The 10866-nt window shown below is 58.2% G+C and carries 14 protein-coding genes; 7 read left to right on the forward strand and 7 right to left on the reverse strand.

Going from position 1 to position 10866, the window contains the following annotated elements; all coding sequences use genetic code 11:
- Positions 1-51 precede the first annotated feature (51 nt).
- Positions 52-1050, forward strand: coding sequence for a Bug family tripartite tricarboxylate transporter substrate binding protein (locus ACKWJN_RS04985; protein ID WP_408595074.1), 999 nt, complete (start codon positions 52-54; stop codon positions 1048-1050).
- Positions 1051-1102: 52 nt separating this feature from the next.
- Entirely contained in the window at positions 1103-2158 is a 1056-nt protein-coding gene (locus ACKWJN_RS04990; protein WP_408595076.1) for an isocitrate/isopropylmalate dehydrogenase family protein, read from the forward strand.
- A gap of 52 nt (positions 2159-2210) precedes the next feature.
- Here the strand turns inward: ACKWJN_RS04990 and ACKWJN_RS04995 are convergent, their stop codons facing one another.
- The 3 genes from ACKWJN_RS04995 to ACKWJN_RS05005 all read right to left on the reverse strand — a co-directional run bounded on the left by ACKWJN_RS04995 (position 2211) and on the right by ACKWJN_RS05005 (position 4085).
- Positions 2211-2540 (reverse strand): helix-turn-helix domain-containing protein, encoded by a 330-nt coding sequence (locus ACKWJN_RS04995; RefSeq protein WP_408595078.1) that lies wholly within the window; start codon positions 2538-2540, stop codon positions 2211-2213.
- The gene (locus ACKWJN_RS05000; protein ID WP_408595080.1) at positions 2527-2943 is read right to left on the reverse strand and encodes a type II toxin-antitoxin system RelE/ParE family toxin; all 417 of its coding nucleotides are present in this window, start codon (positions 2941-2943) and stop codon (positions 2527-2529) included. Before ACKWJN_RS05000 ends, ACKWJN_RS04995 begins: the two co-directional genes overlap by 14 nt.
- Before the next feature lie 68 nt (positions 2944-3011).
- Positions 3012-4085 carry an amidohydrolase family protein gene (locus ACKWJN_RS05005; protein ID WP_408595082.1) on the reverse strand — a complete coding sequence of 358 codons (1074 nt, stop codon included), beginning with the start codon at positions 4083-4085 and terminating at the stop codon, positions 3012-3014.
- Positions 4086-4284: 199 nt separating this feature from the next.
- Here ACKWJN_RS05005 and ACKWJN_RS05010 point away from each other — a divergent pair, with 199 nt between their 5' ends.
- Positions 4285-4500, forward strand: a complete 216-nt coding sequence (locus ACKWJN_RS05010; protein ID WP_408595083.1) for a DUF2892 domain-containing protein — start codon at positions 4285-4287, stop codon at positions 4498-4500.
- Here ACKWJN_RS05010 and ACKWJN_RS05015 read toward each other — a convergent pair.
- The 4 genes from ACKWJN_RS05015 to ACKWJN_RS05030 form a co-directional block, all read right to left on the reverse strand.
- On the reverse strand, positions 4497-5678 hold the full coding sequence (locus tag ACKWJN_RS05015; protein WP_408595085.1) for an MFS transporter: 1182 nt from the start codon (positions 5676-5678) through the stop codon (positions 4497-4499). The genes ACKWJN_RS05010 and ACKWJN_RS05015 overlap by 4 nt on opposite strands.
- 6 nt (positions 5679-5684) lie before the next feature.
- A complete protein-coding gene (locus ACKWJN_RS05020) occupies positions 5685-7385 on the reverse strand; it encodes a thiamine pyrophosphate-binding protein (protein ID WP_408595087.1) in 1701 nt (566 codons plus the stop codon).
- The gene (locus tag ACKWJN_RS05025; RefSeq protein ID WP_408595089.1) at positions 7382-8344 is read right to left on the reverse strand and encodes a Bug family tripartite tricarboxylate transporter substrate binding protein; all 963 of its coding nucleotides are present in this window, start codon (positions 8342-8344) and stop codon (positions 7382-7384) included. Before ACKWJN_RS05025 ends, ACKWJN_RS05020 begins: the two co-directional genes overlap by 4 nt.
- A gap of 114 nt (positions 8345-8458) precedes the next feature.
- A complete protein-coding gene (locus ACKWJN_RS05030; protein ID WP_408595091.1) occupies positions 8459-9085 on the reverse strand; it encodes an SAM-dependent methyltransferase in 627 nt (208 codons plus the stop codon).
- Between the two features lie 93 nt (positions 9086-9178).
- On the opposite strand from ACKWJN_RS05030, the gene ACKWJN_RS05035 reads away from it, so the two are divergent.
- The 4 genes from ACKWJN_RS05035 to ACKWJN_RS05050 form a co-directional block, all read left to right on the forward strand.
- The gene (locus tag ACKWJN_RS05035) at positions 9179-9490 is read left to right on the forward strand and encodes an ArsR/SmtB family transcription factor (RefSeq protein WP_408595093.1); all 312 of its coding nucleotides are present in this window, start codon (positions 9179-9181) and stop codon (positions 9488-9490) included.
- Between the two features lie 11 nt (positions 9491-9501).
- Entirely contained in the window at positions 9502-9939 is a 438-nt protein-coding gene (locus ACKWJN_RS05040; RefSeq protein ID WP_408595095.1) for a YeeE/YedE family protein, read from the forward strand.
- A 10-nt stretch (positions 9940-9949) separates the two neighbouring features.
- Positions 9950-10393: a DUF6691 family protein gene (locus tag ACKWJN_RS05045; RefSeq protein ID WP_408595097.1), complete on the forward strand. Its 444-nt coding sequence runs from the start codon at positions 9950-9952 to the stop codon at positions 10391-10393.
- Positions 10390-10866: dienelactone hydrolase family protein (locus tag ACKWJN_RS05050; RefSeq protein WP_408595099.1), on the forward strand; the 477-nt coding region annotated here is incomplete at its 3' end. The genes ACKWJN_RS05045 and ACKWJN_RS05050, both read left to right, overlap by 4 nt.

Consider the following 10866-nt stretch of genomic DNA (forward strand, 5'->3'; position numbering starts at 1 on the left):
CCCGTATCCATACCCGTATCCATCCCCCTATCCACCCCCTGTGAGACACCCATGAACCAATTTCCTAAACGCCACTGGCTCACGCGCCTTTGGGCCACAGCACTGCTGGCCACGCTGGGACTGTCATCGGCACAAGCCGCCGACAACGACTACCCCAACAAACCCGTCACCGTCATCGTGGCCTATGCGCCCGGTGGCCAAGGCGATGTGTTTGCACGCATGGTGAGCGACAAACTCTCCACGCTCTACAAGCAGCCGATGGTGGTGGACAACAAGCCAGGGGTCTCCGGCACGGTAGGCACACGCATCGCAGCCAAAGCCAAAAACGACGGCTACACCTTGTTCTTGGGCCAAACCGGTGAGATCACCGTCAACCGCGTGCTCATGAAAGACCTGGGCTACGACCCCATGAAAGAACTGGTGCCCGTGGTGCTGATTGGCAATGCGCCCTTGATCATGCTGGCACCCGCCGATGCCCCTTACAACACCGTGGCTGAGTTCATCCAAATGGCACGCGCCAAACCCGGCGAGTTCAGCTACGGCTCGGTTGGCGCTGGCACGCCCGGCCACCTGTCCGCCGTGGCCTTGGCCCTCGGGGCCAAGCTCAACATGGTGCACGTGCCCTACAAAGGCGTGGGCCCTCTGATGTCCGACCTGATGGCCGGTCGCTTGCAAGCGTTCTTCAGCAGCGCCTCAGCGGCCATGCCCCAAATCAAAGGGGGCAAGCTCAAGGCCTTGGGGGTGACCACCACGCGTCGCATGAGCTCTTTGCCCAACGTGCCCACGGTGGCCGAAGCAGGTTTGCCTGGCTTCAGTTACACGTTGTGGGGTGGTTTGTTTGCGCCAGCAGGCACACCTGCGGAGGTGATTGAGCGCTTGAACCGCGATGTCAACACCGTGCTGGCTGCACCTGAGCTCCGCGCACGCTTGGAAGGCGACAACATGGCGGTGCCCAAAAACACACCCGCTGAATTTGCCGACTATGTGCGCAGCGAAGCTGTCAAGTTTGAAAAACTCGTCAAAGACGCCGACCTCAAAGTTGAGCAATGACACCCCAACCCCTTGCATTTCACTTTCCTTTTGAACCCACGATCAGTTGTTTATGAAAATTGTTGTTTTACCCGGCGACGGCATTGGCCCCGAAACCATGGCGGTCACCGTCGATGTGCTGCAAGCCGCCTCCAAGCGCTTCAACCTTGGCCTGGAGTTGCTGCACGACATCGCGGGCCACGCCAGCTTGCAGCAGCACGGCGCGACCGTGACGCCTGCACTGTTGGAAAAAGTCAAAAACGCCGATGGCCTGATGCTCGGCCCCATGGCGACCTACGACTTCAAAGACGAAGCCAAAGGCGAAATCAACCCGTCCAAGTTTTTCCGCAAAAGCCTGGACCTGTTTGCCAACATCCGCCCTGCACGCACCTACCCCGGCGTGAAAACCATCACCTCGGCGTTTGACCTGGTGGTGGTGCGCGAAAACACCGAAGGCTTTTACGCCGACCGCAACGTGGAGTCGGGCAACAGCGAAATTTTGGTCACGCCCGATGTGGCCATCTCGCTGCGTCGCATCACCCGCGAATGCTGCGAGCGCATTGCACGCAGCGCGTTTGAACTGGCCATGCAGCGCAAGCGCCACCTGACCCTGGTGCACAAACACAATGTGCTCAAAGTCACCGATGGCATGTTCTTGGATGCCTGCCACCGCGTGGCCCAAGACTTCCCCGAAGTCACCGTGGACGACTTCATCGTCGACGCCATGATGGCCCACGTGGTGCGCGCACCGGCACGCTTTGACGTGATCGTGACCACCAACATGTTTGGCGACATCTTGTCGGACCTCACGGCCGAACTCTCAGGCAGCTTGGGGCTGGGCGGCTCCTTGAACGCGGGCTTGAACAACGCCATGGGCCAAGCGGCACATGGCTCGGCCCCCGACATTGCGGGCCAAGACATTGCCAACCCGTTCTCGCTGGTGTTGTCGGCCTCGATGTTGCTGAGCTGGCATGCCCAGCGCTCAGGCAACGCCGCTTACTTGCAGGCTGCGCAAGCCATCGACCAAGCCGTGGAAGAGTGCATTGCCAAAGGTGAATGCACGCGCGACGTGGGCGGCAAATTGGGCACGCACGCCACAGGTCAGGCCGTGGTCAAACGCTTGGGCTAACAACGAAACGCCACCCGAGGGTGGCGTTTGGAGCAGGTCAATTCAGATCTGTTTATGTCAAAACATTCAAGCCATGCTTTTGGACAACCGTTAACAACTTCAGCGCCATACCACTTGGGCTCTTGGCACCCGTTTCCCACTTTTGAACGGTGGACTCGCTGGTGTTGAGGTATCGCGCAAAAATAGGTTGACTGACATGGTTTTGTTCACGTATTTTTTTGATCAATTCCGGCTTGATGCTCTCTGGCATCGACGCCAAGCATGCTTCATCAAATTCGCGCAGCGTTGTTTTGCTGATTGCACCAACTTTCATCAGCGCTTGGGCAGATGCGTGTATGGATTCGTAAGCGTCAGACTTGTAACGAGGTTTAGTTTTGGTCATGGCATATCTCCAAGAATGCTTGGTCTCTGATGAGTTGATCCAGTTGGGACGTTGTCAATTTGGCATACGCTTTTGCAAGGGCACGAAACTGAAGCAACTCATCACTGTCAATGTTTGAACGGTCTTTTTTGGCAAACAAAAACTGATAAACCCACCCTTGCTCAGACTGGGTCAAGATGATGGACCGGTGCATGTTGTCGTTCAAGCGCTTTTTATAAACACCCGAGCCCAAGTCATCTGCTTGCCCTTTTTTCACTTGAGAAATTGCAAAGCACAAAGCGGCATCTGAGATACGTGCCTTCTTGGCAGCTTTGGCGAACCATGCCGTTTTAAACACACGATGGTGGGTGCTTTGCTTTATACGCATGTATTCATCATAGCACCAGGTGCTATGATGAATCAACCCAAACACTGAGCGAAATCGCGCTCAAAAAGATGGCCATCCAGGCCATGGCCTTCGTACTGAAGTGTTCAGGCACGTCCCAGCAAACGCTGGGCGTTGCGGCTTTCAATCGCCGTCAGGTCGTTCATGCTGAAGCCCATGGCCATGAGGCCTTTCACATGGTCGAGCGAGGTGCGGTATGGGAAGTCGGTGCCAAACACCACCTGCGACACATCCACCAGGTTCAAGAGCGACAGCAGCGCACCAGGGTGCGAGGCTTGCGCGGTGTCGTAGTAAAAGCTGCGCAAGGTGGGCAGCACTTGGTCGCTGGGCAAGATCTTGCCGAAGTTGGCGTTGAGCTTGGGCAGCATGGTGAGACGCTCCACCAGGAACGGCATGGTGCCCCCGGCGTGCGAGAAGATGAACTTGATGTCTTTGCAACGCGTGGCCGTGCCGCTGAACAACAAGCTGGTGATGGTGCGGGTGGTGTCGGTGGCGAACTCGATGGTGGAACCGGGCACACCTTCTTGCAAATTGCCGCAGCACTTGGGGCTGGACGGGTGGGTGTAGAGCACCAGCTTGCGTCGGTTGATCTCGTCCATGATGGGCGCAAATGCTTTGTCGCCCAACCATTTGCCGTCGTAGCTGGTGAGCATGGCAATGCCATTGGCCTTGAGCACGTCCACGCTGTAGGCAATCTCAGCCAAAGCACCCTCCACGTCGAGCATGGGCAGGGTGGCAAAGAAGCCAAATTGACTGGGGTAGTCACGCGCCAGCTGTGCGCCGTATTCGTTGCTCACGCGGGCCATGGCGCGCATGGTGGCGGCGTCGCCAAAGCTGGCCGCAGGTGTGGTGGGTGAGGTGATCGAGTACGTCACGCCTGCTTGGGCCATGTCGTCGAGCGTTTTGTTGAGCGACCAATTGCGCGCAGGTGGCTCAGCCAGTTTGCGGGTTTCCAGCTCTTTCAAAAACGCGGGGGCCCACACGTGGTGGTGCACATCGACCAAGCTGCGCTTGGCAGCGGCAGGCAACGGCGCGTCTTTGGACGAGGTGGCGCATGAGGGCAGCACCGCCGCCGCGCCAGCGGCCAACAGACCCGTCAAAAAGCCACGGCGTGGGCTGCATTGGTTGCAACCGTCTTGGAGGTGAAAGGGTTGGGCCACGAAAGTCTCCTGGGTCTGACAATGTTGGCGTGACTTTGCCAGAAGAGCCCGTGCTTGCCCATGGGGTTGGCACCAGTGGCCAGTCCCTCGGGCGACTGATTCAAATATAAGCATCTCTTGATATGCCTCAAGGGAAAGCGCATGATGAAGGGATCCAATGCAATGCCTGTATTGGCTCAACGCTTCATCGGAGAAATGTATGACATCAAATGTTGGCGGTATTGACCGCGTTTTGCGCATCGTCGTGGGTGCCGTGCTGGTGGCCCTTGCACTCACCCACACCATCGGCGCATGGGGCTATCTAGGCCTGATCGTGCTGGCCACGGGCGTGTTCAGTTTTTGTGGCATGTACACCTTGCTGGGCATCAACACCTGCCCCATCAAAACCGACACCGCTGACGAAGCCTCACATTAAGCTGATACAGGTTTGGACTTCAAGTGCCCTGACCACCGCAACCACAGCAGCCCCAAGCCCGCCAAGGCCACAGGCAGCAAGGACCCCCAGTTGAGCCAGGCCCAACCTTGGGTGGTGACCAAGGCACCTGACGCAAACGAGGTCACGGCCATGGTGGCAAACACACAGAAGTTGATGGCAGCTTGGGCACGGTTTTTCTCCGGCGGTGTGTAGGCTTGCATCGACAAGGTGGTGCTGCCGGTGAACAAGAAGTTCCAGCCCACGCCCAACAAGAACAAGGCCACCAAGAACTGCTGCAAGTCGGCGCCCGACAAGGCCACCGCAATGCAGGCCAAGTTCAGCAACACGCCCACACCCATCACGGGCAGCACCCCAAAGCGTTTGATCAAATGCCCGGTCACAAAGCCAGGTGCGAACATGCCAATCACGTGCCACTGCAACACCCATGCGGTGTCTGAAAATTCCAAACCACACACTTGCATGGCCAAAGGCGTGGCGGCCATGAGCAAGTTCATCACGCCATACCCTAAGGATGCGCAAAGCACCGCCACCATGAACACCGGTTGGCGCATGATCACGCCCAAAGGTCGCCCGGGTTGGTCGCTGCTGGACGCCACGGGTGCAGGCGGAAACTGAATGCATGCCATGACCCCCATCGACACCACGGCCACCAAGGCCAGCGCCACATAGGCGCCGGCAAAGGGAAACGCCAGCAAATTTTTGGTGTACATCGCCAAATTGGGGCCAATGATGGCGCCGATCAAACCGCCGGCCATCACCAAAGACACCGCCTTTTCGCGAAAGTCCACCGTGGTCAACTCAGCCGCAGCAAAACGGTACAACTGCGCATTGGCGCTGTAGTAACCGGCGATGAACGTGGTGGCCACCAGCAACCAAAACGACTGGATCAGCACCGCCCAAGCCCCCAGACCGGCCGATAACAAAGCCACCAACAAGCCCAACTGAAACGAGCCCTTGCGGCCAAACCGTTGCTGCGACTTGGCCACCAAACCCGTGCTCAGCGCACTGCCCACCACATAGCCCATCACAGGCAAGGTGGCCATCCAACCCACAGGCGCCAAACTCAACCCCACCAGGCCATTGATGGCGATGAAGGTGACGTTGTTGGTCAGGAACAAACCTTGCGCGACGGCAAGCAATAAGAGGTGACGGTTCATGAAATCCTAAGGTGTAGAGGTGCTGTGGGCTTGGCGCAGTGCGCTCAAGGTGGTGTTGGGTGTGATGGCTTGCGGGTCGGTGCACAACTCAATGACTGCACCATGCGGCGCGCGCAAAGACGCTTCGAAGGCACCTGGGAAATCGTCGGTGTAGTTGACCCGCCGACCTTCCAAACCATAGGCTTGTGCCAGCAGCACAAAGTCTGGGTTTTCAAGTGTGGTGCCATACACCTTACCGGGGAAATTGATTTCCTGATGCATGCGAATGCTGCCGTACATGCGGTTGTTGACCACGATGAAAACAATGGGCAGGCGGTGTTGCTTGGCCGTGGCGAGTTCTTGCTCGCTCATCAAAAAACAGCCGTCTCCCGCAAAGCACACCACCACGCGGTCGGGATGGACCACCTTCGCAGCAATGGCCGCGGGCACACCATAGCCCATGGTGCCGCTGATGGGCCCGAGTTGGGTGTTGAATTGTTGGTGCTGAAAAAAACGATGCACCCACCCGGTGTAGTTGCCTGCTCCGTTGGTGACGATGGCATTGGCCGGCAGGCGCTGGCTCAGCCAGGCCACGACGGTCCCCAAATTCACATTCCCTGGCACTTGCGTTGGCACCAAGGCTGCCAGGTAGTCGGCGTGTGCAGACTGCGTCCACTCGGCCCAGGCGCAGGGGCTGGGCGGCGCAGAGGCGGCCATGTGGGCCAGCGCCTGTGCACACGAGGACATGCTGGCTTGAATCAACACATCGGCCTGGTACACCCGCCCCAGTTCTTGGCTGTCGGAGTGAATGTGCACCAAGCGCTGCACGGGACGTGGCGCTTGCAACAGCGTGTATTCAGCGCTGGTGCTCTCGCTCAAGCGGGTGCCTATGGCCACCACCAAGTCGGCGTCTTTCACCCGTTGTGCCAGCTGGGCGTTGACGCCCGGCCCCAATGCGCCGGCATACAGCGCATGGGTGTTGTTGAACAGATCTTGTCGCCGAAAGCCAGTGCACACCGGCAGCTGAAATCGCTCGGCAAACAGTTGCAAATCAGCGCAAGCTTGCGCGCTCCAGCCACTGCCGCCCACGATCAACACCGGGCGACGCGCCTGCGCCAGTTCATGCGCCAATTGGGCCATCTCGGTGGCGCCCGTGTGCGTGACAACGGTTTGGTAAGCCCCCAAATCGGAGACCTGGGCTTGGGCGTACAACAGGTCTTCGGGCACAGAGACCAAGGTGGGCCCGGGCCGTCCAGAGACGGCGGCATGCAAACAGCGACTCAGAATTTCGGGGATTCGATCCACCCGATCGACCTGCTCCACACGCTTGACCACCGTTTGAAACACCTGGCCCATGTTCATTTCTTGCCAGGCCTCTCGGCCTAGAAATTCACTGTGAATTTGCCCCACCAACATCAACATCGGCGTGGAGTCTTGTGCGGCCGTGTGCAGGCCAATGCTGGCCTGGGTGATGCCGGGTCCTCGTGTGACCAAGCACACCCCTGGACGCCCGGTCAACTTGCCGTAGGCCTCGGCCATGTGGGCCGCCGCTGCTTCGTGACGGCACACCACCAAGCGGATGGTGTCTTGGTGGTCGTGCAGCGCGTCGATGATGGGCAAATGGCTCTCACCGGGCACACAAAACACCGTGTCCACGCCGTGCAAGCGCAAAGCATCAACCAAGACTTGGCCACCCGTGCGCAAGGGCGCTGGAGCGTGGGCACTCATTCGGCACTGGCTCCAGATTGTTCGATCACTTTTTTCCAGTTATCGCGCTCGCGCACAGAGGCGTGCTTCATGTCAGCGGGCGTGCCTGGCATGCCCTCAAAGCTGACGTCACGCAATTTGGCAGCAAAGTCGGGGCTGTTGAGCACTGCATTGAGCTCACGGTTCATGCGCGCCACCACGTCCGCAGGCACTTTGCTTTGCGCCACCAAACCAAACCAAGCCGAGGTGGTCATGTTGGCAAATCCGCTCTCACTCACGGTCGGCACATCGGGCAATTGGAACCAGCGCTTGGCCGAGGTCACGGCCAGCGGCTTGAGCTTGCCTGCACGAATTTGCGGCAGCAGTTGCGGCAAGTTGTCGGTGGTGAATTGCACGTCCCCGGCCAACAAAGCCGCCATGGCCGGCCCATTGCCTCGGTAGGGCACGTGGATGAGTTCGATGCCCACATTCGACTTGAACAACTCATTGAGCAAATGCCCTGCACTGCCCGAGCTGGAACTGGAGTAACTCATGGGTACGGGCAATGTCTTCGCGCGTGCGGCCAACTCCTTGAGCGAGGCCACGGGCATTTGGGACGAGACCACCAACACGTTGGGGGTTTGTGCAATCAAACCGATCGGTGCCAAATCAGCATCTGGGTCGTAGCCCATTTTTTTATACAAGAATTGGTTGATCGACATCATGGGCAGAGACGCCACCATGAACGCGTGATCGTCCAGAGCCGACTTCACAAAGTAGCTGGCAGCCACACCGCCGCTGGCGCCGCCCTTGTTGTCAATCACCACGGGTTGCGCCAAGGCTTCTGAGAGCTTTTGCCCCAAGAGTCGCGCCAAGATATCCGTCGATCCACCTGCGGGATAAGGCACCAACAACTTGATCGGGCGATTGGGCCAATTCGACTGCGCGCAAGTGCCGCTGCACACGAACAACGCCAGCGCAAGAGCAAACCACTTTTTCATACGGCAAGACCTCATTCAACAAACCCACGAACCATGCCCTCATTCTTGCGTCCTGGCCAGGGCTGAATGGGTCCAGCCCGGCGGGAAGTGACGCCCAGATGACAGGCCTGAGGGTCAAGCCATGGGCTTCTTGGCGACAAAGCCCACCAAGCCCGACATGCCGTTGTGTGCGCTGCCTTCAGAGACTTCTGCCTCGTAGGTTTGCAAATCCTTCACCTCGTAGCCAGGAAAAGATGTGCGCATCAAGGCCTCGTCATACAAGTGGTCCAGCTCGCCCGGGCCACCGGTGTTGAACTTGAGCTGCGCGGTGCTGTACCCCTGAATCACCATCACACCACCGGGCTTCAACGCAGCATCCATGCGCGCAAAGAGCTGCGCACGTTGATCGGGTCCAGCAAACTGAAAGAAGATGCCCACCACGTTGTCGTAGTGCGCACGTGGCCAGTTGAAAGACTGCCAGTCGCTGCAATGAAAATTCACTTGCACCAGGTGTGTTGCAGCCAACTGGTGTGCTTTGTGAACGGCGTTGGAAGAAAAATCAAACGCATCGACCTGCAAGCCCTGCTTGGCCAGCCAGACGCTGTTGCGCCCCTCGCCATCGGCCACAGACAAAGCCGTGCCGGGCATCAAGTGCTGTTGCTGGCTTGCCAAGTAAGCATTGGGTTGTTCGCCAAACAAATAGCCATCGATGTTGAAACGATGCTGCCAGCGCTCCAGTGGGTGGGTGAAAACCTTGCTCATGAAGGATCCTTTTGAAAATAGTTCATGCGATGTCAATCTATATTTATTGAATATGTTTTTGAATATACTAAAAAATCAGACGGACCCTATGCCATGAAGAAAAAAACCTTTGACCTCGCGAGCATGCATCAGTCAGCAGACCAAGCCTGCCGCTTGATGAAAGTGCTGTCCAACTCTGACCGACTGATGCTCTTGTGCCAACTCACAGAGGGCGAAAAATGCGTGAGTGAGTTGGAAACGCTGTTGGGCATCGTGCAGCCGACCTTGTCGCAGCAACTCGGTGTGCTGCGCAACGAGGGCTTGGTCAACACGCGCCGTGAAGGCAAAAACATTTATTACCAAATCTCCAGCCCTGAAGCCCTGGCCGTCATGCACGTCTTGTACGCCAACTTCTGCAACGCTTGAAGGAACGCCACATGACCGTCGATTGGAACCATTTCACCCCTGGGCCATCGTTGGCCGGTGGCGTGCTGCTGGGCTTGGCCTCGGCACTGTTCATTTTGCTCAATGGACGCATCTTGGGCATCAGTGGCATCTTGGGCGGACTCATCCCCCCACGCCGAGGGGACGCCATTTGGCGCATCAGTTTTTTGTTGGGGCTGCTCTGCGCGCCATGGCTGGTGCAATTCGTTGACCCGGCTCGGCTGCTGGAGGTACCTCGGATCGACGCCAGCACAGGCATGGTGATCGTGGCAGGGCTGTTGGTGGGCTTGGGCACCCGTTATGCATCAGGATGCACCAGTGGGCATGGCGTGTGTGGTTTGTCACGTCTGTCCCCGCGCTCCATGGTAGCCACTGGGGTGTTCATGGCCGCTGGTTTCGCCACCGTGTATGTGGTCCGTCACTTTTTGTAGAGGCCGCGCCATGCAACGCATCAGTGAATTTTTGGTGGGTCTGCTGTTTGGTGTGGGCTTGATGCTCTCAGGCATGACCGACCCAGGCAAGGTGATTGGCTTTTTAGACATCACTGGTCACTGGGACCCGTCACTGGCCTTGGTGATGACAGGCGCCATCGGGGCTGGATCTTTGGCATTCGCCGCTGCTAAAAAACGCAGCCACTCTTGGCTGGGCCAAGACTTTGATTGGCCTGCGTCCGAACACATCGATCGGCGTGTGGTGCTCGGCAGCTTGGTGTTCGGCGTGGGTTGGGGCTTGGCGGGCTTTTGCCCCGGGCCAGCATGGGTCAGCCTCGCCGCAGGCCAAGAGAAAGCCTTCTATTTCGTCGGGTCAATGATCTTTGGCATGATCGCGTACGAAAGTATTCAACGTTTCTATCCTCCCTCCTCATTAACAGAAAGTCCACCATGAACGCCAACCTGATTCAAGACAGCCAAGCCCTGCTCGACAGCTCCGTCGCTTCGCACACCGCACCGACACGCCGCCTGGCCTTGCAAACCGCCTTGGGGCTGGGCTATGCCGCAGCAGCCATGCCGTTGATGGCACAAACCGCCATCAAAACCTCCAGCGAAGGCTTGGTGACTGGCGAGGTGGTGATCGATGTCAACGGGTTCAAAATGCCCGCCTACCGCTCGGCGCCGGCTGGCAAAACCAACCTGCCGGTGGTGCTGGTGATTTCCGAAATTTTTGGGGTGCACGAGTACATCGCCGACGTGACGCGCCGCCTGGCCAAAGAAGGCTACTTGGCGATTGCGCCTGAGATGTTCATCCGCCAGGGCGACGCCAGCAGCTACGGCGAAATTGCCAAGCTGCAAGCCGAAGTCATCTCCAAAGTCCCCGATGCACAGGTGATGGGCGACTTGGACGCCTGTGTGGCCTGGGCC

Origin of the sequence: Limnohabitans sp., assembly GCF_046052825.1 — a bacterium.
GTDB lineage: Bacteria > Pseudomonadota > Gammaproteobacteria > Burkholderiales > Burkholderiaceae_C > Limnohabitans.

Excerpts from the sequence above, each read along its gene's own strand:
- ACKWJN_RS05025 (WP_408595089.1), bottom strand. The coding sequence starts at position 8,344 with ATGAAAAAGTGGTTTGCTCTTGCGCTGGCGTTGTTCGTGTGCAGCGGC.
- ACKWJN_RS05045 (WP_408595097.1), top strand. The coding sequence starts at position 9,950 with ATGCAACGCATCAGTGAATTTTTGGTGGGTCTGCTGTTTGGTGTGGGC.
- ACKWJN_RS05035 (WP_408595093.1), top strand. The coding sequence starts at position 9,179 with ATGAAGAAAAAAACCTTTGACCTCGCGAGCATGCATCAGTCAGCAGAC.
- ACKWJN_RS05040 (WP_408595095.1), top strand. The coding sequence starts at position 9,502 with ATGACCGTCGATTGGAACCATTTCACCCCTGGGCCATCGTTGGCCGGT.
- ACKWJN_RS04990 (WP_408595076.1), top strand. The coding sequence starts at position 1,103 with ATGAAAATTGTTGTTTTACCCGGCGACGGCATTGGCCCCGAAACCATG.
- ACKWJN_RS04995 (WP_408595078.1), bottom strand. The coding sequence starts at position 2,540 with ATGACCAAAACTAAACCTCGTTACAAGTCTGACGCTTACGAATCCATA.
- ACKWJN_RS05030 (WP_408595091.1), bottom strand. The coding sequence starts at position 9,085 with ATGAGCAAGGTTTTCACCCACCCACTGGAGCGCTGGCAGCATCGTTTC.
- ACKWJN_RS05020 (WP_408595087.1), bottom strand. The coding sequence starts at position 7,385 with ATGAGTGCCCACGCTCCAGCGCCCTTGCGCACGGGTGGCCAAGTCTTG.
- ACKWJN_RS05015 (WP_408595085.1), bottom strand. The coding sequence starts at position 5,678 with ATGAACCGTCACCTCTTATTGCTTGCCGTCGCGCAAGGTTTGTTCCTG.
- ACKWJN_RS04985 (WP_408595074.1), top strand. The coding sequence starts at position 52 with ATGAACCAATTTCCTAAACGCCACTGGCTCACGCGCCTTTGGGCCACA.
- ACKWJN_RS05010 (WP_408595083.1), top strand. The coding sequence starts at position 4,285 with ATGACATCAAATGTTGGCGGTATTGACCGCGTTTTGCGCATCGTCGTG.